The organism is Geodermatophilus sp. SYSU D00663 (genome assembly GCF_054050655.1).
On the sequence record NZ_JBJGZT010000011.1, the window covers coordinates 13,411 to 37,568 of the forward strand.

The 24,158-nt window shown below is 73.9% G+C and carries 15 protein-coding genes; 8 read left to right on the forward strand and 7 right to left on the reverse strand.

Going from position 1 to position 24,158, the window contains the following annotated elements; genetic code table 11:
- Positions 1-67 precede the first annotated feature (67 nt).
- From ACI79Z_RS10370 to ACI79Z_RS10390, 5 genes are all read right to left on the reverse strand, one after another.
- A complete protein-coding gene (locus ACI79Z_RS10370) occupies positions 68-1,459 on the reverse strand; it encodes a neutral zinc metallopeptidase (RefSeq protein ID WP_456902578.1) in 1,392 nt (463 codons plus the stop codon).
- Positions 1,460-1,657: 198 nt separating this feature from the next.
- A complete protein-coding gene (gene glgB / locus ACI79Z_RS10375; RefSeq protein ID WP_456902579.1) occupies positions 1,658-4,588 on the reverse strand; it encodes a 1,4-alpha-glucan branching protein GlgB in 2,931 nt (976 codons plus the stop codon).
- Positions 4,589-4,699: 111 nt separating this feature from the next.
- Positions 4,700-6,088, reverse strand: a complete 1,389-nt coding sequence (locus ACI79Z_RS10380; RefSeq protein WP_387992552.1) for a maltokinase N-terminal cap-like domain-containing protein — start codon at positions 6,086-6,088, stop codon at positions 4,700-4,702.
- A 30-nt stretch (positions 6,089-6,118) separates the two neighbouring features.
- Positions 6,119-7,969, reverse strand: a complete 1,851-nt coding sequence (gene treS / locus ACI79Z_RS10385) for a maltose alpha-D-glucosyltransferase (protein ID WP_387992554.1) — start codon at positions 7,967-7,969, stop codon at positions 6,119-6,121.
- Positions 7,970-8,010: 41 nt separating this feature from the next.
- Entirely contained in the window at positions 8,011-10,038 is a 2,028-nt protein-coding gene (locus tag ACI79Z_RS10390; RefSeq protein ID WP_387992557.1) for an alpha-1,4-glucan--maltose-1-phosphate maltosyltransferase, read from the reverse strand.
- Between the two features lie 131 nt (positions 10,039-10,169).
- Here ACI79Z_RS10390 and glgP point away from each other — a divergent pair, with 131 nt between their 5' ends.
- Both glgP and ACI79Z_RS10400 read left to right on the forward strand, forming a co-directional pair.
- On the forward strand, positions 10,170-12,719 hold the full coding sequence (gene glgP / locus ACI79Z_RS10395) for an alpha-glucan family phosphorylase (RefSeq protein ID WP_456902580.1): 2,550 nt from the start codon (positions 10,170-10,172) through the stop codon (positions 12,717-12,719).
- Positions 12,720-12,818: 99 nt separating this feature from the next.
- Positions 12,819-13,817, forward strand: a complete 999-nt coding sequence (locus ACI79Z_RS10400) for an FHA domain-containing protein (protein WP_387992563.1) — start codon at positions 12,819-12,821, stop codon at positions 13,815-13,817.
- Between the two features lie 133 nt (positions 13,818-13,950).
- On the opposite strand, the gene glgX is transcribed toward ACI79Z_RS10400, so the two are convergent.
- Positions 13,951-16,104, reverse strand: a complete 2,154-nt coding sequence (gene glgX / locus ACI79Z_RS10405; RefSeq protein WP_456902581.1) for a glycogen debranching protein GlgX — start codon at positions 16,102-16,104, stop codon at positions 13,951-13,953.
- Between the two features lie 64 nt (positions 16,105-16,168).
- On the opposite strand from glgX, the gene ACI79Z_RS10410 reads away from it, so the two are divergent.
- The 6 genes from ACI79Z_RS10410 to ACI79Z_RS10435 all read left to right on the forward strand — a co-directional run bounded on the left by ACI79Z_RS10410 (position 16,169) and on the right by ACI79Z_RS10435 (position 22,025).
- Positions 16,169-16,981 carry an ABC transporter ATP-binding protein gene (locus tag ACI79Z_RS10410; RefSeq protein WP_387992569.1) on the forward strand — a complete coding sequence of 271 codons (813 nt, stop codon included), beginning with the start codon at positions 16,169-16,171 and terminating at the stop codon, positions 16,979-16,981.
- A 60-nt stretch (positions 16,982-17,041) separates the two neighbouring features.
- Positions 17,042-17,827, forward strand: coding sequence for an enoyl-CoA hydratase/isomerase family protein (locus ACI79Z_RS10415; RefSeq protein WP_456902582.1), 786 nt, complete (start codon positions 17,042-17,044; stop codon positions 17,825-17,827).
- Positions 17,828-17,969: 142 nt separating this feature from the next.
- A complete protein-coding gene (locus ACI79Z_RS10420) occupies positions 17,970-19,121 on the forward strand; it encodes an ABC transporter substrate-binding protein (RefSeq protein WP_387992575.1) in 1,152 nt (383 codons plus the stop codon).
- A complete protein-coding gene (locus ACI79Z_RS10425) occupies positions 19,097-20,020 on the forward strand; it encodes an ABC transporter permease (protein WP_456902583.1) in 924 nt (307 codons plus the stop codon). Before ACI79Z_RS10420 ends, ACI79Z_RS10425 begins: the two co-directional genes overlap by 25 nt.
- Positions 20,017-20,910, forward strand: coding sequence for an ABC transporter permease subunit (locus tag ACI79Z_RS10430; RefSeq protein WP_387992581.1), 894 nt, complete (start codon positions 20,017-20,019; stop codon positions 20,908-20,910). Before ACI79Z_RS10425 ends, ACI79Z_RS10430 begins: the two co-directional genes overlap by 4 nt.
- A complete protein-coding gene (locus tag ACI79Z_RS10435; protein WP_456902584.1) occupies positions 20,907-22,025 on the forward strand; it encodes an ABC transporter ATP-binding protein in 1,119 nt (372 codons plus the stop codon). Before ACI79Z_RS10430 ends, ACI79Z_RS10435 begins: the two co-directional genes overlap by 4 nt.
- Here the strand turns inward: ACI79Z_RS10435 and ACI79Z_RS10440 are convergent.
- The gene (locus tag ACI79Z_RS10440) at positions 22,007-24,073 is read right to left on the reverse strand and encodes a protein kinase domain-containing protein (RefSeq protein ID WP_456902585.1); all 2,067 of its coding nucleotides are present in this window, start codon (positions 24,071-24,073) and stop codon (positions 22,007-22,009) included. The genes ACI79Z_RS10435 and ACI79Z_RS10440 overlap by 19 nt on opposite strands.
- Between the last annotated feature and the right edge of the window lie 85 nt (positions 24,074-24,158).

Below are 24,158 nucleotides of genomic sequence, written 5' to 3' on the forward strand. Positions count from 1 at the left end.
GCCTGCGTGAACGCGGACGGCGCCCGCCTCCCGGGGGGAGACGGGCGCCGTCACGGGTGGTGCGCTGTCAGAGACCGATCTCGCAGCCGGCGCCGCCGTTGAGGAACCCGTCGCGGAAGGCGTCGACCATCTCGAAGCCGGACAGGTCGGTGTTCGGGAAGACGCTCTCCTGCTGGCCGTAGGTGAGCAGGAAGATCGCCGCCTCGTCGACGTCGCCGGGGGAGAGGGAGATCTCCTGCGCCTGGAAGTCGCCGGTCCAGAACCGCCCGGCGTACCAGCCGGTCAGGCACACCGCGGAGCTGACGGCCGTGGCGTCGTCGATGGACAGGCCGAGCTGCGCCCGCGCCGCCTGGGCGTAGGCCAGGGAGACGGCGGTGGCCACGGCGAAGTCGCCGATCCCCTGGTAGGCCGGGCCGAGCAGGTCGGCCTCGTCGACGTAGACGGTGCCGTCGGCCTCGCAGAAGCCGAGGTCGCGGTCCTCGGCGCCCATGTCGCCGCAGTCGGGCGCGGTGCCGTCGAACGACTCGACGGTCGGGGCGCTGAACTGCTCACCCAGGCCCGGGAAGACCGACTCGTAGAAGGCGGGGAGGGTGGTGCCGATGATCTGGCCGATCTCGTCGTACGCCGCGTTGCCCTCGTTGTCGAGGTCGTCCTCGGTGAGGAACTCGGTGGCGACGAACAGCCGCTGCTCGGTGAAGTCGTCCCGGCAGGTGCCGACGCCGCCCTCGTAGCCGGCGTAGAAGCCCGACAGCCGGTCGAAGCCCGAGCCGTGCGCCCGGTCGTCGTCGGGGGAGAACCCGACCGGGTCGCGCAGCCCGATGAAGCCGAGCACCACCTGGTCGAGCTCGGAGACGCGCAGCGCGATGTGCTCGGCGTTGCCGTCGATCACCCACCGGGTGAAGGCGCCGGCCAGGCAGTCGGCCTGCGTCTCGACGACGATCGTCGAGTCGGCGAAACCGAACCGGCCCTGCATGGCGTGGCCGATCTCGTGCGCCATCACCGCGGGGCCGAGGTAGGGCCCGAACTCGGCGCTGAGCTGGTCGAGCAGCGCGCGGTCGTAGGCGACGGCGTCACAGTTGGGGTCGTAGTGGGCGTTGTTCGCCACGCCGTCGGGGTCCTCGGGCGCCCGCTCGCAGCCGATGCCGGTGCTGGGGTAGGCGGACTCGTCGATGTCCGTGGAGTCGACCGAGAAGTAGCCGCCGGTGATCGGCTGGTACTCCTCGCCGAAGAACTCGGGGTAGGCCTCGCTCCAGAAGGTGTCGAGGTCGGCCAGGGCGTTGCGGGCCAGCCGGTCGGCCTCGGTGTCCGCGGAACCGGTGATGGGGAACTCGCCGTCGGACACGTCGACCGGGACGCCCGGCCCGCGGGAGGCGGCGCCGACGACGGTGCTCGAGCAACCGGTGAGCAGCACGCTGCCCGCCGCTGCCGCGACGATCGCGCGGCGCAGACCATGCCTCATGGAGCTGGGGTTCCTTCTCTGCCGGGGTGCGGGCCCCCGAGGGAGCCGGGGCCGGCCCGCGCCACCGGGGCGCGGAGCCGGGCCATGATGCACGGGCGGGCAGCGGCTGGGAACGGGTCCGCGCGCGACGACGGCCGGGCCGCTCCACGGGTGGAGCGGCCCGGCCGTCGCAGGTCGGAGCCGGGGGAGCGGCCGGGATCAGCCCTCGTGCAGCAGCCAGAGGGTGCCCAGCGGCGGCGCGGAGACGGTGGCCGAGAACGGCTGGCCGTGCCAGGGCTCCTCGACCGCGTCGACCCCGCCGTAGTTGCCGACTCCGGAGCCGCCGTAGCCCTCGGCGTCGGTGTTGAGGACCTCGCGCCAGCGCCCGCCGCGCGGCAGGCCGATCCGGTAGCCGTGGTGCGGGGCGCCGGAGAAGTTGCAGACGACGGCGAGCACCTGGCCCGGCGTCTGCCCGCCGCCCTCGACCACCGCGGCGTCGGTGCCGCTCTCGGCCGCCTCGGTCGGCGTCGGGACGTCGGCGACCTTCGGCCGGCCGTAGCGCAGGAAGGTGATGACGTTGCCCGACGCGTCGTTGGCGTCGATCCACTGGAAGCCGGCCGGGTCGACGTCGAGCGACCACAGCGCCTCGGTCTCCCGGTACCGGGCGTTGAGGTCGGTGACCAGCTGCAGGACGCCGCGGTGCGCGGGGTCGTCCAGGTGCCACCAGTCCAGCGAGCGGCTCTCGGCCCACTCGCCGTCCTGGGCGAACTCCGAGCCCATGAACAGCAGCTGCTTGCCGGGGTGGGCCCACATGTACGCGAGGTAGCCGCGCACGCCGGCCAGCTGCTGCCACCGGTCGCCCGGCATCTTCCGCAGCAGCGAGCCCTTGCCGTACACGACCTCGTCGTGGCTGATCGGCAGCACGTAATTCTCGGAGTAGGCGTACATCATCGAGAACGTCAGCTGGTTGTGGTGGTAGCTGCGGTGCACCGGCTGGCGCTGGACGTAGGCCAGCGAGTCGTGCATCCAGCCCATGTTCCACTTGAAGCCGAAGCCCAGGCCGCCGAGGTAGGTGGGCCGGGTGACCCCGGGCCAGGCGGTCGACTCCTCGGCGATGGTCACCACGCCCGGCACCTCGCGGTAGAGGGTGGCGTTGACCTCCTGCAGGAACGACACCGCCTCGAGGTTCTCCCGCCCGCCGTACGCGTTGGGGATCCACTCGCCGTCCTTGCGCGAGTAGTCCAGGTAGAGCATCGAGGCGACGGCGTCGACCCGCAGCCCGTCGACGTGGAACTCCTGGGCCCAGAACAGCGCGTTGGCGACCAGGAAGTTGCGCACCTCGGTGCGGCCGAAGTTGAAGACGAACGTGCCCCAGTCCGGCTGCTCGCCGCGGCGCGGGTCGTCGTGCTCGTAGAGCGCGGTGCCGTCGAACCGGCCCAGCGCCCATGCGTCCTTGGGGAAGTGCGCCGGCACCCAGTCGACGATGACGCCGAGGCCGGCCTGGTGCGCCCGGTCGACGAGGTACCGGAAGTCGTCGGGGCTGCCGAACCGCGACGTCGGGGCGTAGTAGCTGGTGACCTGGTAGCCCCACGAGCCGCCGAACGGGTGCTCGGCGACCGGCAGGAACTCCAGGTGGGTGAACCCGGCGGCGACGGCGTAGTCGACGAGCTCCTCGGCCAGCTGGCGGTAGGACAGGCCCTGCCGCCAGGAGCCCAGGTGCACCTCGTAGACGCTCATCGGCCGCTCGTGCCAGTTGCCGCGCTCGCGCTCGGCCAGCCACGCGTCGTCGTTCCACTCGTGGGAGGACTCGACGACGACGGAGGCGTTGGCCGGCGGCACCTCGGTGGCGAACGCCATCGGGTCGGACTTCTCCCGCCAGACGCCGTCGGCGCCCAGGACGTGGAAGCGGTAGCGGGTGCCGGCCTGGACCCCGGGGATGTAGATCTCCCAGACGCCGATGCCGCCGAGCTGGCGCATCGGGTAGGCCCGGGCCTCCCAGTAGTCGAAGTCGCCGGTGACCTTCACGCCCTGCGCGTTGGGCGCCCAGACGGCGAAGGAGACGCCCTCGACGGTGCCGCGCGGGGTCTCGTAGCGCCGCACGTGCGCGCCGAGCGCCTCCCACAGCCGCTCGTGCCGGCCCTCGCCGATCAGGTACTGGTCGAGGTCGCCGAGCGTGGGCATCCAGCGGTAGGGGTCGTCGACGGTGAAGGTGTCCCCGCCGTAGGTCACCTCGAGCCGGTAGTCCCCGGGCTGCTGCGGCAGCGCGGCCTCGTAGATCCCGCCGCCGTGGATCCGCCGGGCCTCGTAGCGGGAGTCGTCCTGGTCGACGACGACCACCGCGGACGCGTCGGGCCGCAGCGTGCGCACCACCCAGCCCTCGGCGGCGGCGTGCGCGCCGAGCACCCGGTGCGGGTCGCGGGACCAGCCGTCGACGATCGCCCGCAGGTCCTCCTCGGTGACCTCCTCGGGGGCGTCGTGCTCGCCCCCGCCGCCGGCGCCGCTGGTGAGGCCGCCACCGTCGCCGGCTGCAGGCGCGGGCGCGGCCGTCCCCGCGTCGGCGGTGCCGACAGCAGCCGACTCCTCCTCGGGCGCCTGCGGCGTCGAGGGCTCGGCCGGGTCGGGCGAGGGCGGCTCCGGCTGCCCGGCGGGCGCGCCCGTGGGGGAGCCGGGCTCGGCGATCGGCGCGGGCGCGACCACCGGCGCCGCGGTGCCGCCCTGCTCGGCGACCACCTCGGCGGTGGGCTCGGTGATGCTCTCCGCGGCCGTCTTGCGCGGCGCCCGCTTGCGGGTGGCCTTGACCGGCGCCTCGCCGTCGGCGGCCGGCGCGGCCTTCTTCGCGGTCCGCTTCGTGGCCTTCTTCGCCGCGGCGGGCTCGGCGGCGCCGTCGCCGCCGGCCACCGCGGCGGTGGCCGCGTCCGCAGCCGGGGCCTTCTCCGCGGCGGCCTTCTTGGCCGGGGCCTTCTTCGCGGCGGCCTTCTTCGCCGGCGCCCGCTTGCGCGCCGGGGTCGGGTTCACGACCGGCTCGGCCTCGGCGGTCTCGGCCTGCGCGGTCATCTCCTCGACCGCCCGCTGCAGCTGCTCCTTGGTGGCCGGCGAGTCAGCGGTCTCGGCGGCCGTCCCGCTCGCGGGTGTCGGGTCGCTCGTCGTCATCGTCGCGTTGCCGTCCTCTTCGTCGTCTGCTGCGTCGTCGTCTGCTGCGTCGTCGTCTGCTGCGTCGTCGTCTGCTGCGTGTCGTCTGCTGCGTGTCGTCTGGCGGGGGACTCAGGTGCTCGCGGCGGTGAGCCGGGACAGCGAGTGCAGCGGGATCATCAGCCAGTTCGGCCGGTTGCGCGCCTCGTAGACGCACTCGTAGACCGCCTTGTCCGCCTCGAAGGCCCGCAGGAGGGGCGAGTCCCCGCACGGGTCGATGCCGCTGGCCGCCGAGTAGCCCGCGCAGAACGCGCCGCGGTTGCGCTCGGCCCACTCCTGCGCCCGGTAGGCGCGCTGGGGGTCGTCGGGCTGCTCCACGAGCATGTGCCGGGCGGCGTAGTCGAAGCTGCGCAGCATGCCCGCCACGTCGCGCAGCGGGCTGTCCAGCTGCCGCCGCTCGGCCAGCGGCCGGGCCGGCTCGCCCTCGAAGTCGAGCACCACCCAGCCGGTCGCCGTCCGCAGCACCTGGCCCAGGTGGAAGTCGCCGTGCACCCGCTGGCGCACCACCTGCTCCGGGCTGTCGGCCACCGCGGCGTACACCGCGCGCAGGCCCTCGAGGTGCTCCTCCAGCTGCGGGACGACGGGCAGCGCGGCCTCCAGCCGGTCGGTCATCGCCCGCGCGGTGGCGGCGAACCACTCGCGGTCGGCCGGCTCGGTGTCCAGGACGCGGGCGAGGTCGGCGTGCACGGAGGCGGTCGCCGCGCCCAGCCGCTCGCTGTCGGCGGCGAAGTCGCCCCCGACCTCGTCGGCGTGCAGGTCGCCCTCCGCGTAGAGGTCGCGGACGCTGGCGGTGGCCAGCCGCCACCCGTCGCTGGCGCCGCGGACGAACGTCTGCAGCATCGCCGCGGTCGCCGGCTCGCCGCCGTCGGGGTCGTCGATCTCGATGTAGCCGAGCAGCGGCGCGATGTGCGGGTTCTCCGTCTTGCGCAGCGCCTCGCCGATCTCGACGTCGGGGTTGAGCCCGGGCTCGAGGCGGCGGAACAGCTTGAAGATGGCGTCCTGGCCGTAGACCAGCGAGGTGTTGCTCTGCTCGGTCGAGACGACGTCGCCGGGCACGCCCTCGGGGATCGGCGCGACGCCGGCGGGGTGGAAGTGCATCGGCCCCACCGTCGAGGCGGCCACCAGGTGCACCAGCCACGGCGGGGTGGCGTCGCGGTCGCGCATCGCGTCGTAGGCGTAGTTCTCCCGGTCGGCGCCGTCCGCGCCCCTGGCCGGGACGGCGCCCACGAGCGCCGAGGACAGCTCCTCCTCCGGGTGCGCCCGCCACGACAGCGGCACCAGGTAGGTCTCGACGGCGCCGTCGGCGTAGGTCACCCGGACGCGGTGGACCGACAGGACCGGCTCGGACCGCGAGAGGAAGAAGCCCTCCTCGGTGACGTCGGCCCACTCCCGTCCCTTGCCACCGAACCAGCGCTGGTGCGGCATCCACTCGCGCAGGACGTCGGCCAGGGCCTTGCTCATTCGGGTGCTCCGCTCATTCGGGTGCTCCGCTCATCGGGGTCCTCCGGTGCTGGGCGGGACGTCGTCGCCGGTCCTGGTGTCGCTGTCGCCGGGGATCTCCTCGGCCTCGCTCACCAGGCCGGCGGCCAGCAGCGAGTCGGCGACCGGGCTGGTGGCGGCCTCCGGCTCCGCGGCCGGCTCCTCGGCCGGCTCCACCGGCCTGGCCAGCTCGAACCAGTAGAAGCCGTGCCCGGCCAGGGTGAGCATGTAGGGCAGCACGCCGATCTGCGGGAACTCGACCCGGCCGGTGAGCTCGATGGGCGTGTAGCCCTCGAAGCGGCGCAGGTCCAGCTCCACCGGCTGCGGGAAGCGGGAGAGGTTGTTGACGCACAGCACGACGTCGTCGCCGAACTCGCGGACGAACGACAGCACCGTGGGGTTGCGCGACCCGACCTCCTCGTAGCTGCCCAGGCCGAAGGTGGGGTGCTCCTTGCGGACGGCGATCATCCGGCGGATCCACTGCAGCATCGAGTTGGTGTTGCGCAGCTGCGCCTCGACGTTGGTGGTCTGGTAGCCGTAGACCGGGTCCTGGTTCAGCGGCAGGTACATCCGCTGCGGGTCGGCGGTGGAGAAGCCGCCGTTGCGGTCGGGCGTCCACTGCATCGGCGTGCGGACGCCGTCGCGGTCACCGAGCCAGATGTTGTCGCCCATGCCGATCTCGTCGCCGTAGTACAGGACCGGCGAGCCGGGCAGCGACAGCAGCAGCGCGTTGAACAGCTCGAGGGTGTTGGTGTCGTTCTCCAGCAGCGGCGCCAGCCGGCGGCGGATGCCGATGTTGGCCTTCATGCGGGGGTCCTTGGCGTACTCCGCCCACATGTAGTCGCGCTCCTCGTCGGTGACCATCTCGAGGGTCAGCTCGTCGTGGTTGCGCAGGAAGATGCCCCACTGGCAGTTGTCGGGGATCGGCGGCGTCTGGGCCATGATCTCCGAGATCGGGAACCGCTGCTCCCGGCGGGCGGCCATGAACAGGCGCGGCATCACCGGGAAGTGGAAGGCCATCTGGCACTCGTCGCCGTCCTCGCCGAAGTACTCGACGACGTCGGCCGGCCACTGGTTGGCCTCGCACAGCAGCACGCGGTCGGGGTAGTCGGCGTCGACCACCTTGCGCACGTGCTTGAGGAACTCGTGGGTGCGGGGGAGGTTCTCGCCGTTGGTCCCCTCCTCCTCGAACAGGTAGGGGACGGCGTCGAGCCGGAAGCCGTCGATGCCCAGGTCCAGCCAGAAGCGCAGGGCGTCGATGATCGCCTCCTGCACCTTCGGGTTCTCGAAGTTGAGGTCCGGCTGGTGCGAGAAGAAGCGGTGCCAGAAGTACTGCTTGCGGACCGGGTCGAACGTCCAGTTGGACGACTCGGTGTCGACGAAGATGATCCGCGCGTCGGCGTAGCCGGTGTCGTCGTCGGCCCACACGTAGAAGTCGCCGTAGGGGCCCTCGGGGTCGCTGCGGCTGGCCTGGAACCAGGGGTGCTGGTCCGAGGTGTGGTTCATGACGAAGTCGATGATCACGCGGATGCCGCGGGCGTGGGCGGCGTGCAACAGGTCGCGGAAGTCGTCGATGTCGCCGAACTCCGGCAGCACCGCGGTGTAGTCGCTGACGTCGTACCCGCCGTCGCGCAGCGGCGAGGCGAAGAACGGCGGCAGCCAGAGGCAGTCGACCCCGAGCCACTGCAGGTAGTCGAGCTTGTCGATCATGCCGCGGAGGTCGCCCACGCCGTCGGCGTTGCTGTCGGCGAAGCCGCGGACGAGCACCTCGTAGAAGACGGCGCGCTTGTACCAGAGCGGGTCGCTGCCCCGCGGTGGCAGCGCGGAGCCCGCGTCGGGGGAGTCGGGCACGGGGAGCGTCATCGGTGCGGGAAGCCCTCGTTCGTCAGGAGGTGGGGGAGGGGTCAGGAGACCGGCGGCGGCCAGGTCACCGGCCGGGGCAGGTGGACCGAGAACACGTGCGCCGGCTCCCAGTAGGGGTCCAGCTCGACGTAGTTGAACTGGCCCCAGTCGTAGCGGGCGCCGGTGACCTCGTCGGTGACGGCGAAGCGCTCGTGCCAGTCCAGCCCGAGGGTCGGCATGTCCAGCGCCGTCGTCCCGATCTGCCGGTTCTGGCTGTCGAGGGCGCAGACCACGAGGACGGCGTCCTGCGAGGCCGGGTCGGTCTTGCTGAAGCAGATGAGGTTCGGGTTGTCGACCTGGTGGAACCGCAGCGTCCGCAGCTGCTGCAGCGCCGGGTGCCGGCGGCGGATCTCGTTGAGCTTCCGCAGGTAGGGCGCCAGGCTCCGGCCGGCCGCCTCGGCGCCGGCCCAGTCACGCGGGCGCAGCCGGTACTTCTCGCTGTCGAGGTACTCCTCGCTGCCCGGCCGCACCGCCACGTGCTCGTACAGCTCGTACCCGGAGTAGACGCCCCAGGTCGGGCTCATCATCGACGCGAGCACCGCGCGGATCTTGAACATCGGCGGGCCGCCGTACTGCAGGCTCGCGTGCAGGATGTCCGGGGTGTTCACGAAGAAGTTCGGCCGCATGTAGTGCGCGTTGGTGGCGAGCTCGCGGCCGTAGTCCTCGATCTCGCCGCGCGCGGTCCGCCACGTGAAGTACGTGTAGGACTGGGTGAACCCGATCCGCGCCAGCTGGTGCATCATCGCCGGCCGCGTGAAGGCCTCGGCGAGGAAGAGCACGTCCGGGTCGGTCTCCTTGACCTTCCAGATCAGCCAGTGCCAGAAGTCCAGCGGCTTGGTGTGCGGGTTGTCCACGCGGAAGATCCGCACGCCGGCGTCCATCCAGACCCGCACCACCCGCAGCACCTCGGCGTAGATGCCCTCGGGGTCGTTGTCGAAGTTGACCGGGTAGATGTCCTGGTACTTCTTCGGCGGGTTCTCCGCGTAGGCGATGGTCCCGTCGGGCTTGGTGGTGAACCACTCCGGGTGCTCCTTGACCCACGGGTGGTCGGGCGCGGCCTGCAGCGCCAGGTCCAGCGCCACCTCCATGCCCAGGCCGCGGGTGCGGGCGACGAAGGCGCGGAAGTCCTCCATCGTGCCCAGCTGCGGGTGGACGGCGTCGTGGCCGCCCTCGTCGCTGCCGATCGCCCACGGCGAGCCGACGTCGTCCGGGCCGACCTCGTGCGGGTTGCCGCCGGGGAACTGCGGCGTGTTCGGGCCCTTGCGGTTGACCTTGCCGATCGGGTGGATCGGCGGCAGGTAGACGACGTCGAAGCCCATCTCGGCGACCGCCGGCAGCCGGTCGCCCGCGGTCTGGAACGTCCCGTGCACGGGGACGCCGCCGACGACGGGGCCCTCGGAGCGGGGGAAGAACTCGTACCAGGAGCCGTAGAGCGCGCGCGGCCGGTCGACCCACACCTCGTACTCCGGCGTCGGGGTGACCAGCTCGCGGACCGGGTGCTCGTCGAGGTAGCGCTGCACCCCGGCGGCCAGCGCGGGCGCGACCCGGTCGGGCAGCGTGCGGGAGGTGTCGCGCAGCGCCGCGACGGCCTCGCCGAGGCGGCCGCGCCACTCGTCGTCGGCGCCCTCGGCGACCCGCTCGAGCAGCCGGGCGCCCTCCTCGAGGTCGTTGGCCAGCTCCCCGGGGCCCTGGCCGGCCTCGATCTTCACCTCGACGGCGTGGTGCCAGGTGGCCAGCGGGTCGCTCCACGCCTCGACCCGGAACGTCCAGCGCCCCTCCCGGTCGGGCACCACGGTGGTGATCCACCGGTCGGGCTCCTCGCCGAAGCGGCGCATGCGGTTGAGGGGACCCCGGGTGCCGTCCGGAGCGGTCCAGACGACGTCGGCCGCGACGGCGTCGTGGCCCTCCCGGAAGACGGTGGCGGTGACCGGCAGGTGCTCGCCGACCACGGCGCGGGCCGAGAACGACCCGCAGGACACGACGGGGGCGACATCGGTGATGCCGAGGCGGAGGTCAGCGCGGCGAGTCATCCCGGCCACGCTATCCAGGTCCGGCACCGGTCACACCTCGGCCGCCGAGACGTCCCCCACCGGGTGCCCGGCACCCGGTCGTGTGGTGCCTCCGACCTGTCCGGAGGCGTCCCGCTGGCTAGGCTCCCCGCGTGCGAGCTCTGCGTAGGTTCACCGTCCGGGCGGCCCTCCCCGAGGCCCTCATGCCGCTGTCCCAGCTGGTCATGAACCTGCGCTGGTCGTGGCACCCGGAGACCCGCGACCTGTTCGAGGCGCTGGACCCCGAACTCTGGCGGACCTGCAACAACGACCCGGTGAAGGTCCTGGGCGAGGTGTCGGCCGAGCGGCTGGCCACGCTGTCGACCGACCGCCGGTTCCTCCGCCGCCTCCAGGACGTCGTCGACGACCTCGACGACTACCTGTCCTCCGAGCACTGGTACCAGTCGCTGGGCCCCGAGGCGCCGCGCAGCATCGCCTACTTCTCCGCCGAGTTCGGCATCACCGAGGTGCTGCCGCAGTACTCCGGCGGCCTGGGCATCCTCGCCGGCGACCACCTCAAGGCCGCCTCCGACCTCGGCGTGCCGCTGATCGGCGTCGGCCTGCTCTACCGGGCCGGCTACTTCGAGCAGGGCCTGTCGGCCGACGGCTGGCAGCTGGAGCACTACCCGTCGCTGGACCCCCACGGCCTGCCGGTCAAGCTGCTGCGCCAGCCCGACGGGGCCGCCGTCGTCATCGCCGTCCCGCTGCCCGAGGGCCGCACCCTGCACGCGCACGTGTGGCGGGCGCAGGTGGGCCGGGTGTCGCTGCTGCTGCTCGACAGCGACATCGAGGAGAACGCCCCGGCCGAGCGCGGGGTCACCGACCGGCTCTACGGCGGCGACGAGGACCACCGGCTGCGCCAGGAGATGCTGCTCGGCATCGGCGGCGTCCGGGCGCTGCGCGCCTACTGCCAGCTCACCGGCACCCCGCAGCCGGAGGTGTTCCACGCCAACGAGGGCCACGCCGGCTTCCAGGGGATCGAGCGGATCCGCGAGCTCACCGAGTCGCACGGGCTGACCTTCCCCGAGGCGCTGCAGGCCGTCCGCGCCGGCACGGTGTTCACCACGCACACGCCGGTGCCCGCCGGCATCGACCGGTTCCCGCGCGCGCTGATCGAGCGGTACTTCGCCGGGTTCGGCGTCCCGCTCGAGCACCTCATCCCGCTCGGTGCCGAGGACGACCCGACGAAGTTCAACATGGCGCACATGGGCCTGCGGCTGGGGCAGCGGGCCAACGGCGTCAGCGAGCTGCACGGGCACGTCAGCCGGTCCATGTTCAACCCGCTGTGGCCGGGCTTCGACGAGGCCGACGTCCCGATCACCTCGATCACCAACGGCGTGCACGCGCCCACCTGGACCGCCCGGGAGCTGGTGGAGCTGGGCACCCAGACCTCCAGCGACGGCGACCCGTTCGAGGGCACCGGGCCGGCGTCGTTCGACGGCGTCGACCGGATCCCGGCGCTGGAGCTGTGGAACACCCGCCGGATGCTGCGCGGCCGGCTGGTCGAGGAGGTGCGCCGCCGGCTGCGCGAGACGGCGCGCTCGCGCGGCGCGGCCGAGGCCGAGGTGCGCTGGACCGACACCGCCTTCGACCCCGACGTCCTCACCATCGGCTTTGCCCGCCGGGTGCCCTCCTACAAGCGGCTGACCCTCATGCTGCGCGACCCCGACCGGCTCCGGGCCCTGCTGCTCGACGGGGAGCGGCCGGTCCAGCTGGTCATCGCCGGGAAGAGCCACCCCGCCGACGACGGCGGCAAGCAGCTGATCCAGCAGATGGTGAAGTTCGCCGACGACCCCGTGATCCGGCACCGCATCGCGTTCCTGCCCGGCTACGACATCGGGATGGCCCGCTACCTCTACTGGGGCTGCGACGTCTGGCTGAACAACCCGCTGCGGCCGCTGGAGGCCTGCGGCACCTCGGGCATGAAGGCCGCGCTCAACGGCGGGCTCAACCTGTCCATCCGCGACGGCTGGTGGGACGAGTGGTTCGACGGCCAGAACGGCTGGGCGATCCCCACCGCCGACGGCGTCACCGACCCCGAGCGACGCGACGACGTCGAGGCGCGGGCCATCTACGACCTGCTGTCCACCCAGGTGCTGCCGCGGTTCTACGAGACCGACCGCGACGGCATCCCCACCCGCTGGGTCGAGATGGTCCGGCACACGCTGCGCGAGACCGGCCCGAAGGTGCTCGCCACCCGGATGGTGCGCGACTACGTGGAGCGGCTGTACGTGCCGGCCGCCGGCTCGTCGCGGACCATGGCCGACGGCGGGTACGCGCCGGCGCGGGCCGAGGCGCAGTGGCGGGCGCACCTGCTGGAGAACTGGTCGGGCGTGCGGGTCGCCCACGTCGAGGCCACCGGCGCCGGCGACACCCCGGAGATCGGCTCGACCCTGGCGCTGCGCGCGGAGGTGGAGCTGCCGCACCTCACCCCGGCCGACGTCGAGGTGCAGGCGGCCTACGGGCGGGTCGACGACGCCGACGGCCTGCACCAGGTGACGACGGTGCCGATGCGGCACGAGCACACCGAGGGCTCGCGGCACTGGTTCACCGCGACCCTGCCGCTCGAGCGCACCGGCGCGTTCGGGTACACGGTGCGCGTGCTGCCGCACTCCGAGCACCTGGCCGACCCGGCGGAGCTGGGCCTGGTGCGTTCCGCGTAGCGGCGACCCACCAGTCACGCCGGTCGCAGCGTCCCCACGGGTGGCGTGGCGGTGCGGCCGGACCACGCGCGGCGGCGTGCGGTCACTAGGCTGGCGCGCATGCCCGACCGCTGTGAAGTCCTGCCCGGAGACGCCCTCGTGGCCCGTCGCGGCGGGGGACTGCTCTGGGTCGACGCTCCCGGCTCGCCGGCCCTCGTCGCCGCCCTGCACGCCTGCCTCGGCGTGTCCGGCCCCGGCGCCGACCGCGTCCTCGCGGCGGTCGCCGCCCAGGTGCCCGCGCTCGGGGGCGGCTCGGCCTCCTTCGCGCTCGTCCTCGTCGACACCAGCGGCGGCACCGGCACCGGCGTCGCGCTGTGGTCCGGCAAGGGCCAGCCGGCCGTCGACGGCGTCCCGGTCTCCGGCCAGCCGGCCGACGGGTGCAGCCTGGCCGCCGGGTTCCCGCTCGGCGCCACGCTCTACGTCGGCCCGGGCCAGGCCACGCCGCAGATGCCGCCGGGCGTCGCCTACGACCTCGTCGAGGGCGCGGTCCCCGGCGCCGGCGCGCTGCTGCAGCTCGCGGCGGCCTCCGCCGCCCCGGCCGCCGTCCCGCCGGCCACCCACACGCCGGCGTCGTCGTTCAGCGCGGGCTCGGACGCCGGCTTCGCCGCCGCGCCGTCCTACGGCGCCGCGGTCGGGTCCTCGCCGTCGGGGCAGGGTTCCACCCGCGTCGACGACGGCGGCGAGGAGACGGCGTTCTGGAAGCCCGACGCCGCCGCCGCGCCGGTGCTGCGCTTCGACGACGGCCTGGTCGTCACCGTCGACGAGGACCTCGTCCTCGGCCGCCGCCCCGACAGCCACGAGCTGGTGACCGCGGGCAACGCCCGGCCGGTGCCGATCGCCGACACGCAGAACGTGCTCTCCTCGGCGCACGCGGCCATCCAGCGCTCCGGCCGCGAGGTCACCCTCACCGACCTCGGCTCGCTCAACGGCACCCACGTCGCCGGCCCCGAGGCCACCGAGTGGACCCAGCTCGAGCCCGGCGTCGCCCACCCGCTCTCCGACGGCGACCGCCTCCTGCTCGGCTGGACGGTCATCACCTACGAGCAGCCCCAGGACTAGGCGCACCGCCCTCCGCGGGCTCGGTTCCCCGAGGGGACCGGGCCCGCGGCGTCTCCGGGCTCACCTCGACGCGTCCTGGCTCACCGGAACGTGTCCTGGCTCGGCGTCGACGGTGAGCCGGGACGCCGCACGATCAGCTCACCTGATCGTGCGGGCGGCGCAGGACGCGCAGCAGCCAGACGGTGCGCGGCGGCACCTCGATCGGTCCCGGCGCGACGACGGCCGGCCGCGGCGGCGCCCCGGTCGGGTACTCGGTGCTCAGCACGAGCTCGTAGCCGTCGGACCACGGCGCCCCCGGCAGCTGCACCGTCACCGGCTCCGGCCCGGCGTGCAGCTGCACGAGGTAGGAGTCGTCGACGACCGGGCGGCCGCGCTCGTCGCTGTGCCGGATGCCGCGGCCGTCGAGGTACATGCCGACCGTCTGCAGGCCGGTGTCGAACCAGTCCGCGGTGGTCAGCTGCCCGCCGCCGGGCGCGAACCAGGCCAGGTCGCGGGTGCCGCCGGTGCCCGGGATCTCGTGGCCCTCGAAGAACGCCTCCTGGCGCAGCACCGGCGCGTCGTGGCGCAGCCGCACCAGCCGGCGGACGAAGGCGAGCAGGTCCCCGTCGACGGCGTCCCAGTCGATCCAGGACACTTCGTTGTCCTGGCAGTAGGCGTTGTTGTTGCCGCCCTGGGTGCGGCCGAGCTCGTCGCCGGCGGTGAGCATCGGCACGCCGGTCGACAGCAGCAGCGTCGTCAGCAGGTTGCGGACCTGTCGGCCGCGCAGCGCCTGCACCTCCGGGTCGTCGGTGGGTCCCTCGACGCCGCAGTTCCAGTTGCGGTTGTGGCTCTCGCCGTCCCGGTTGTCCTCGCCGTTGGCCTCGTTGCGCTTGCGCTCGTAGGTGACCAGGTCGGTGAGGGTGAACCCGTCGTGGGCGGTGACGAAGTTGACGCTGGCGAACGGGCGGCGGCCGTCGGAGCGGTAGAGGTCCGAGGAGCCGGTCAGCCGGTAGGCCAGGTCGCGGACGCCGACGTGCGAGCCGGCCCAGACGTCGCGCACGGTGTCGCGGTAGCGGCCGTTCCACTCGGTCCACAGCGGCGGGAAGTTGCCCACCTGGTAGCCGCCCTCGCCGACGTCCCACGGCTCGGCGATGAGCTTCACCTGGCTGACCACCGGGTCCTGGTGGACGACGTCGAAGAACGCCGAGAGCCGGTCGACGTCGTGGAAGGACCGGGCCAGCGCGGCGGCGAGGTCGAACCGGAAGCCGTCGACGTGCATCTCGGTGACCCAGTACCGCAGGGAGTCCATGAGCATCGCCAGCACCTGCGGCCGGCGGACGTCGAGGGTGTTCCCGCAGCCGGTGTAGTCGGTGTAGCGGGCCCGGTTCTCGCCGTTGAGCCGGTAGTAGCCGGGGTTGTCGATGCCCTTGAGCGACAGCGACGGCCCGGTGTGGTCGCCCTCGGCGGTGTGGTTGTAGACGACGTCGAGGACCACCTCGATGCCGGCCGCGTGCAGCGCCTTCACCATCGCCTTGAACTCGGTCACCTGCGCCCCGCCGGACCCGGCCGAGCTGTAGGCGGCGTGCGGGGCGAAGTAGCCGAGGGTGTTGTAGCCCCAGTAGTTGGTCAGCCCGCGGCGCAGCAGGTGCGGCTCGCTGACGAAGTGGTGCACCGGCAGCAGCTCGACGGCGGTGACGCCCAGCGACACCAGGTGCTCGACGAACGCCGGGTGCGCCAGCCCCGCGTAGGTGCCGCGCAGCGCCGGCGGCACGCCGGGGTGGCGCATGGTCGCGCCCTTGACGTGCACCTCGTAGACGACGGTGTCCGACCAGGAGGTGGCCGGCCGCCGGTCGCCGTCCCAGGGGAAGGAGTCGTGGACGACGACGCCGCGCGGCACGTACGGCGCGGAGTCCCGCGGGTCGGCCGGGCCCGTGTCCGGGCCGTCGGCGCGGTAGGCGAACAGCGCGGGGTGCAGCGAGAGGTCGCCGTCGACGGCGCGGGCGTAGGGGTCCAGCAGCAGCTTCTCCGGGTTCCACCGGTGGCCGGCGCCGGGGTCCCAGGGCCCGTGCACCCGGTAGCCGTAGCGCTGGCCGGGGCCGATGCCGGGCAGCCGCCCGTGCCAGACCTGGTGGGTGGTCTCCTGCAGCCGGTGCCGGTGCTCGAAGCCGCCGTCGTCGAACAGGCACAGGTCGACGGCGGTGGCGCCGGCCGACCACAGCGCGAAGTTCGTGCCGGTGCCGTCCCAGTGCGCGCCCAGGGGAGCGGGGGAGCCCGGCCAGACCTCGACGTCCTCGCTGGTGGTCCTCACCGGGTGATCGTGCCAAGACCGCCACCTCCCCGGGTGCAGGCGGGCGGGTTGGTTGGATGGGGTCGTGTCGAGCAGTCCCGCCGTCGGCGGAGCAGAACCGGTCGTCGAGATGAGCGGCGTGGACGTCGTCCGCGGGCAGTCGCACCTGCTGCGGGGGGTGGACTGGACCGTCCGGCCCGAGCAGCGCTGGGTGGTGCTCGGCCCGAACGGCGCGGGCAAGACGACGCTGCTGCAGCTGGCCGGGGCGCACATGCACCCCACGCGCGGTGAGGTGCGGCTGCTCGGCGAGACGATGGGCGCGGTCGACGTCTTCGAGCTGCGCCCGCGGATCGGCCTGACCAGCGCGGCGCTGGCGCAGCGGATCGAGTCGGGGGAGCGCACCGGCGACGTCGTCCTGTCCGCCGGGTACGCGATCGTCGGCCGCGCGCGGGAGCGCTACGACATCCACGACCTCACCCGCGCCGCGACGCTCATGCAGCAGTGGGGCGTGCAGCGGATCGCGCACCGGCCCTTCGGCACCCTCAGCGAGGGGGAGCGCAAGCGGGTGCAGATCGCCCGCGCGCTGATGCCCGACCCGGAGCTGCTGCTGCTCGACGAGCCCGGCGCGGGCCTGGACCTCGGCGGCCGCGAGGACCTGGTGAGCCGGCTGTCGGACCTCGCCACCTACCTCTACGCCCCGGCGCAGGTGCTGGTCACCCACCACGTCGAGGAGATCCCGCCGGGCTACACGCACGCGCTGCTGCTGCGCCAGGGGGCGGTGGTCGCGTCGGGCCCGCTGGAGCAGGTGATCACCGCCGAGCTGCTGTCGGAGACGTTCGGCCTGCCGCTGGCGCTCGAGCGCTCCGACGGCCGCTTCACCGCCCGTCGCCGGGGCTGACCACGGCCCGCTGGTTAGGGTCCAGGCGACGACGTCGTCCCCCCTCGCTGGAGGCCGTGCATGGCAGCGCCCGAGTTCGTGACCCTGTCGGTGGAGGACGGGGTGGGCACGATCCGCCTCGACCGGCCCAAGATGAACGCGATCGACGAGCAGCTGCACACCGAGGTGCGGACCGCGGCGATCGAGGCGACCGAGCGGGCCGACGTGCGCGCCGTCGTGGTCTACGGCGGGGAGCGGGTGTTCGCCGCCGGCGCCGACATCAAGGCGATGTCGCAGTTGACCGGCTCCGCGATGGTGGCCTGGGGCCGCGAGCTCACGCACAGCTTCACCACGGTCGCCCGCATCCCCAAGCCGGTCATCGCCGCCATCACCGGCTACGCCCTCGGCGGCGGCTACGAGCTCGCGCTGTGCGCCGACTTCCGGGTCATGGGCGCCGGCGCGAAGGTCGGCCAGCCCGAGATCCTGCTCGGCGTCATCCCCGGCGCCGGCGGCACCCAGCGGCTGGCCCGCCTGGTCGGCCCGGCCAAGGCCAAGGACCTCGTCTTCACCGGCCGGCACGTCGGCGCCGAGGAGGCGCTGGAGATGGGCCTGGCCGACGCCGTCGTCCCGGACGCCGAGGTGTACGACACCGCCGTCGCCATGGCGCGGAAGTTCGCCGCCGGGCCGCCGCTGGCGCTGGCCGCGGCCAAGCAGGCGATCGACGAGGGGCTCGACGGGCCGCTCGAGCGGGGCCTGGCCCTGGAGAGCCGGCTGTTCGCCGGGCTGTTCGACACCGAGGACCAGAAGACCGGGATGCGCTCCTTCCTCGAGAGCGGGCCCGGCAAGGCGACCTTCACCGGGCGCTGACCCCCGGCGTCTCCCGAACGTTCCCCGGACCGTCACCGGAACCGGCCCTCCGGACGGTCCGGTTCTGCCACCATCCGTCGAGCCCCCCGGACGGCGTCCCGCCGGGCCCGGAGGGCAGTCCGACAGCTCCCGAGGAGGACCCGTGCGATCCACCCCCACCCTGAGGACCGCGACCGTCGTGGCGGCCGCGACCCTCGTGCTGACCGCGTGCGGCGGCGGCGACGACGGCGGCTCGGGAGGCGGGGGCGGCGGATCGGACGCGGCCACCGCGCGCTCGGCCGAGGACCTCGGTGGCATGGACGCCCTCGTCGAGGCGGCCCAGGCGGAGGGTGAGCTCAACGTCATCGCGCTGCCGCCGGACTGGGCGAACTACGGCGAGATCATCTCCGCCTTCGAGGAGGAGTACGGGATCACCGTCAACAGCGCCTCGCCCGACGGGTCCAGCCAGGACGAGATCAACGCCGTCGAGAGCCAGCGCGGCCAGGACCGCGCGCCCGACGTCCTCGACCTGGGCACCGCCTTCGCCCGCCAGGCGCAGGCGCAGGACCTGCTCGCGCCCTACCAGGTGGAGACCTGGGACGACATCCCCGAGGGCCAGAAGGACCCCGAGGGGTACTGGTACAACGACTACGGCGGCTACATCTCCATCGGCTGCAACGCCACGGTGATCGCCGAGTGCCCGACCACCTTCGCCCAGCTGCTCGACCCGCAGTACGCCGGCCAGGTGGCGCTCAACGGCAACCCGACCCAGGCCGCGGCGGCCTTCTCCGGGGTCTGGGCGGCGTCGCTGGCCAACGGCGGCAGCCTGGACGACATCGGCCCGGGCATCGACTTCTTCGTCCAGGTCAAGGACGCCGGCAACTGGAACCCGGTCGAGATCACCCCGGCGACGATCCAGAGCGGGGAGACCCCGCTGGCCATCGACTGGGACTACAACAACGCCGCCCTGACCGGGACCCTCGCCGAGCAGGGCGTCGAGTGGCAGGTCGCCGTCCCCTCCGACGGGCTGTTCGGCAGCTACTACAGCCAGGCGATCAGCGCCTACGCCCCGCACCCGGCCGCCGCGCGGCTGTGGCAGGAGTTCCTCTACAGCGACCGCGGCCAGAACCTGTACCTGGCCGGCGGTGCCCGGCCGGTCCGGCTGCCGGCGATGGAGGAGGCCGGGACCGCCGACGCCGAGGCGCTGGCCGCGCTGCCGCCGGTCGAGGGCACCGCGGACTTCCCGACCCAGGAGCAGGAGAGCGCCGCCCAGCAGGTGGTCGCCACCCGGTGGAACCAGGAGATGTCGGGCTGAGCACCGCACCCGCCCCCGCCGCGCCGGCGTCCCGCAGCGGACGCCGGCGCGGCGCGCTGCTGCCCGCGCTGGGCGTCCTGCCGTTCCTGCTCTACGTCGCGGTCTTCCTGCTGCTGCCGGTCGGCGTGCTGGCCGTGGAGGCGTTCCGCGCCACCGACCCGGTCACCTTCGAGGAGAGCTGGTCGACGGCGAACCTCGGCACGGTCACCGGCGGCGCCTACGCCCGCGCCTACCTCGGCAGCCTGCAGCTGTCGGCGGTCACCGCGGTGCTGGGCGCGGTGCTCGGCCTGGCGCTCGCCTTCGCCGTCGTCGGCACCCGGCGCGGCCGGCTGCTGCGGCGGCTGGTGCTCACCGCCTCGGGCGTCCTGGCCAACTTCGGCGGCGTCCCGCTGGCGTTCGCGTTCCTCGCCACCATCGGCAACGCCGGTGTGGTCACCGCCCTGCTGACCGACACCCTCGGCCTCGACGGCTTCTCGCTGTACTCGATGGCCGGCCTCGCGCTGGTCTACCTGTACTTCCTCGTGCCGTTGATGGTGCTGACCATCGTCCCGGCGGTCGAGGCGCTGCGGCCGCAGTGGCGCGAGGCCTCCGACGTCCTCGGCGCCAGCCGCTGGCAGTACTGGCGCCACGTCGGCGGGCCCGTCCTCCTCCCGCCGGTGCTCGGCGCCACGATGCTGCTGTTCGCCTCCGCGTTCGCCGCCTACGCCACGGCCAAGGCGCTGGTCGGCTCGAGCCTGCCGCTGGTGACGCTGCAGATCGCCGACTCGCTGTCGAGCAACGTCGTCGTCGGCGCGGAGAACCTCGGCAAGGCGCTGGCCCTGGGGATGGTCGTCCTCGTCGGGCTGGTGATGGCCTTCTACACCTGGGTGCAGCGGCGCACGTCGCGGTGGCTGGCGTGAGCGCGACGACGGCCGGCGTCTCCACCGCGGGCGTCACCGGCGCCGGCGGCGTCGAGCCGGAGACCCCGGTCCGGCCCGCCCGGCGGGGCCGCGGCCGGTGGCGGTGGGCGGTGTTCGCCGTCCTCGGCCTGTACTTCCTCGTGCCGCTGGGCGCCTCGCTGTGGTTCACCGTCCGGGGCCGCGACGGGGTCACCGCCGACGCCTACACGAGCATCCCCGGCGCCGAGGGGTTCGCCGAGAACTTCGGCCGCTCGCTGCTGCTCGGGGTGCTCACCGTCGGGATCGCGCTGCTGCTCGTAGTGCCCACCGTGGTGCTCGTGGAGCTGCGGCTGCCGCGGCTGCGCCCGCTGGTCGAGTTCCTCACCCTCGTGCCGCTGCTGCTGCCGCCGATCGCGCTGGTGGTCGGCGTGCGCAGCGTGCTGGCCTGGGCGCCCGACTACTTCTACGGCACCCCGCTCGCCGAGGCGTTCTTCGCGCTCCAGGAGCCGGCGCTGCCGTGGATCCTGGTGCTCGTCTACGTCGTGCTGGCGCTGCCGTTCGTCTACCGGGCGCTCGACGCCGGCGTCCGCGGCGCCCAGCTGCGCACGCTCACCGAGGCCGCGCGGGTGCTCGGTGCCTCGTGGCCGCGGGTGATGGCCTCGGTCGTCCTGCCGGTGCTGCGCACGTCGGTGCTCAACGCCGCCTTCCTCACCCTGGCGCTGGTGCTGGGCGAGTTCACCGTCGCCAACATCCTGGGCTTCGAGACCTTCCCCACCTGGATCGTGCGCATCTCCGGCTCGCAGCCGCGGCTGTCGGTGGCGGTCTCGGTGCTCTCGCTGCTGCTGACCTGGGTGCTGCTGCTGCTCATCTCCGCGCTGGACCGCCGGCGCCGCGAGGAGGACCCCGCATGACCGCCGTCCCCGCAGCCCCGCGGGCCGCCGCGCCCGCCGACCTGCGCGAGCAGGCGCCGGTCGGCGTCCGCCTGGAGGGGCTGACCCGCCGCTACGGTCCGGTGCTCGCGCTCGACGGGCTGGACCTGGAGGTCGCGGGCGGGGAGTTCCTCGCCCTGCTGGGACCCTCGGGCTGCGGCAAGACGACGGCGCTGCGCGCGATCGCCGGCTTCGAGGTGCCCGACGCCGGCCGGGTCTGGTTCGACCGCCGCGACGTCACCGGCATCCCGCCGTCGAAGCGCGACGTCGGGATGGTGTTCCAGGCCTACAGCCTCTTCCCGAACATGACCGTGGCCGAGAACGTCGCCTTCGGGCTGCGGGTGCGCCGCCGGGGCAGGGAGGAGCGCGCCGGGCGGGCCGCGGAGCTGCTGGAGCTGGTCGGGCTCGCCGACCGCGGGCAGCGCTACCCGCACCAGCTCTCCGGCGGCCAGCAGCAGCGGGTGGCGCTGGCCCGCGCGCTGGCCGTGGCGCCGCAGGTGCTGCTGCTGGACGAGCCGCTGTCGGCGCTCGACGCCCAGGTGCGCGTGCAGCTGCGCGAGGAGATCCGCCGCATCCAGCTCGAGCTGGGCATCACCACCGTGTTCGTCACCCACGACCAGTCCGAGGCGCTGTCGGTGGCCGACCGGGTCGGCGTCATGCGCGACGGCCGGCTGGAGCAGGTGGCCACCCCCGACGACCTCTACGAGCGCCCGGCGACGGCGTTCGTGGCCGGCTTCGTCGGCACCATGAACCGCATCCCGGCCGTCCTCGGCGACGGCGACGTCGAGTTCCTCGGCGTGCGCCGCGAGGTGCTCGGCGCCGCCCCGTCGTCCGGGCCCGCGTTCGCACTGGTGCGGCCCGAGGCGCTGGAGGTCGTCGAGGACCCGCGCGGGGTGGGCCGGGTGGTCACCCGCACGTTCTCCGGCGCCACCACCCGCCTGGCGGTCGCGCTGCCCGACGGGGTCGAGGTTCAGGCCGACGTCCCCAGCGCCGGGAGCCAGGGCCTCACCCCCGGGACGGCGGTCACCGTCACCCCGGCCGAGCGCCCCGCGCTGGTCGAGCCCGCGGGCGCCGACCCTCAGGCGGTCAGCTCGTAGACGACCACCGTCGCGTCGTTGAGGTTGGTGACGTAGGCCCGCAGGCCGTCGGGGGAGACGGCGACGCTGGTCGGGCCGTCCCCGGTCGGCACGCTGGCGGTCACCTGCAGGGTCCGGGCGTCGACCACCGACATGGTGTCGCCGTCGACGTCCGCGGTGTAGAGGCGCCGGCCGTCCGCCGCCCAGCTGACGTCCTGCGGCTGCAGCCCCACGGGGCCGCTGACCGCCGCGCCGGTGGCGGTGTCGACCAGGTGGACCTCGCTGCTGTCGTAGGCCACCACCGCGACCCGGCTCCCGTCGGGGGAGACGGCCACGCTGTGCGGCGAGTCGCCGGCCGGGATCTCCTGCAGCACCCGCCCGCCGTCGGTGAGGTCGAGCACCGACAGCACGTCGGACTCGTGGTTGGCGGTGTAGGCGCGCGTGCCGTCGGCGGAGACGGCGATCCAGTGCGGGTTGGGCGCGACGTCGTACGAGGCGACCTCGTCGCCGCTCTCCGTGTCGAGCACCTCGACCCGGCCCTCGTCGTGCAGCGGGATGTACAGCAGCCGGCCGTCGGGCGAGGTCGCCGGCGCGAAGGGGCGCAGGCCCACCTCCACGGTGCGGACCACCTCGTTGGTGGTGGTGTCGACGAAGGCCACGGAGTTCTCGGTGTGGTCCGCGTTGGTCACCGTCACATAGGCGCGGCCGCCGTCGGGGGAGAACGTGACGAACTGCGGCGGCCCGGCCGGGATGGGTATCCGGGAGACGACCTCCAGCGAGTTCGTGTCCAGGACGCTGACCACCCCCTCCGCCCGGTGGGCGGTGTAGGCGTAGCGGCCGTTGGGGGCCACGGCGAGGAAGCCCGGGGTCGGCGGGACCTCGATCGGCTCCCCGAGCCGGGTGGGGACGGCGAGGCTGGCCGGCGGCGGCGGGCTCGGCGGCGGGGCGGTGTCCTGCGGGGACGGCGTCGTGCTCTCCGCGGCCCCCGCCGTCCCGTCGGCGTCCTGCCCCCGCGGCCACAGCCACCAGGCGAGCCCCCCGACGGCGAGCAGGAGCACCAGGCCGGCGACCAGGGCGGCGCGGCGGCCCCGGTGCGGCGGGCGGCCGGCCGGCGCCAGGGGCCGCACCGAGCTGTGCCGCCCGTCCCCGGACCGGACGCCGAGGACCGTCGGCGCGGCGGGCGGCGGGGGAGGCGGGGGAGCGGCGGCCGTCGCCGCCTGCCGGGGCGCCGTGGGCGGCACGACCGGCACCGGCGGCTCCGCGAGGGCCTCCCGGGCCGCGCGGACCAGCTCGCCCGGCGTGGCGTACCGCTCCTCGGGCCGCTTGGCCATCCCGCGCGCGATCACGTCGTCGAGCGCCCGCGGGAGGGTGGGGACGACCTCGCTGGGCCGCGGGGGGTCGGCGTAGAGGTGGGCGTAGAGCAGCGCCGGCAGGTCCTCCCCGCCGAAGGGCTTGCGGGCGGTGAGGGTCTGGGCGAGGACGCAGGCCAGCGAGTAGACGTCCACCCGCCCGTCGATGGGCTGGTCGGTGAAGCGCTCGGGCGCCATGTAGTCCAGCGTCCCGACGGTGGCGCCGGTGATCGTCAGCGAGGTGCGGGTGCTGCCGACCGACCGGGCGATGCCGAAGTCGACGACGTAGACGAAGTCGGTCGGCGTCACCAGCACGTTGCTGGGCTTCACGTCGCGGTGGACCAGCCCGTCGGCGTGCGCGGCCTCGAGGGCGTCGGCGACCTGGCCGAGCAGGGACAGCGCGCGCTGCGGCGGGATCGGCCCGTCCTCCAGGAGGCGGCCGAGGTCGCGCCCGTCGACCAGGCGCATGTCGAGGTACAGCCGTCCGTCGATCTCGCCGAAGTCGTGGATCGGGACGACGTGCGGCTCGCGCAGCCGCGCCGCGACGTACGACTCCCGGCGGAACCGGGCGGCGAACTCCGTGTCCCGGTTGAGCGCCTCGGGCAGGAGCTTGAGCGCGACGAGCCGGTCGAAGCGCGTGTCGCGCGCCCGCCACACCTCGCCCATGCCACCCGCGCCGATCATCTCCTCGAGCAGGTATCGGCCGAACTGACGGGGCATGGTCGGCTCCCTCGGCGGCCGGTCCGGGACGTGGCCGATCGGTGGCGCGGGCGTCGGGAGGGTAGGGACCGGCCGGCGGCGCACG

What these genes read in the sequence shown, in the direction of transcription:
- ACI79Z_RS10370 (WP_456902578.1), bottom strand. Translation starts at nt 1,459, where the DNA reads ATGAGGCATGGTCTGCGCCGCGCGATCGTCGCGGCAGCGGCGGGCAGC.
- glgB (WP_456902579.1), bottom strand. Translation starts at nt 4,588, where the DNA reads ATGACGACGAGCGACCCGACACCCGCGAGCGGGACGGCCGCCGAGACC.
- ACI79Z_RS10380 (WP_387992552.1), bottom strand. Translation starts at nt 6,088, where the DNA reads ATGAGCAAGGCCCTGGCCGACGTCCTGCGCGAGTGGATGCCGCACCAG.
- treS (WP_387992554.1), bottom strand. Translation starts at nt 7,969, where the DNA reads ATGACGCTCCCCGTGCCCGACTCCCCCGACGCGGGCTCCGCGCTGCCA.
- ACI79Z_RS10390 (WP_387992557.1), bottom strand. Translation starts at nt 10,038, where the DNA reads ATGACTCGCCGCGCTGACCTCCGCCTCGGCATCACCGATGTCGCCCCC.
- ACI79Z_RS10400 (WP_387992563.1), top strand. Translation starts at nt 12,819, where the DNA reads ATGCCCGACCGCTGTGAAGTCCTGCCCGGAGACGCCCTCGTGGCCCGT.
- ACI79Z_RS10415 (WP_456902582.1), top strand. Translation starts at nt 17,042, where the DNA reads ATGGCAGCGCCCGAGTTCGTGACCCTGTCGGTGGAGGACGGGGTGGGC.
- ACI79Z_RS10435 (WP_456902584.1), top strand. Translation starts at nt 20,907, where the DNA reads ATGACCGCCGTCCCCGCAGCCCCGCGGGCCGCCGCGCCCGCCGACCTG.
- ACI79Z_RS10440 (WP_456902585.1), bottom strand. Translation starts at nt 24,073, where the DNA reads ATGCCCCGTCAGTTCGGCCGATACCTGCTCGAGGAGATGATCGGCGCG.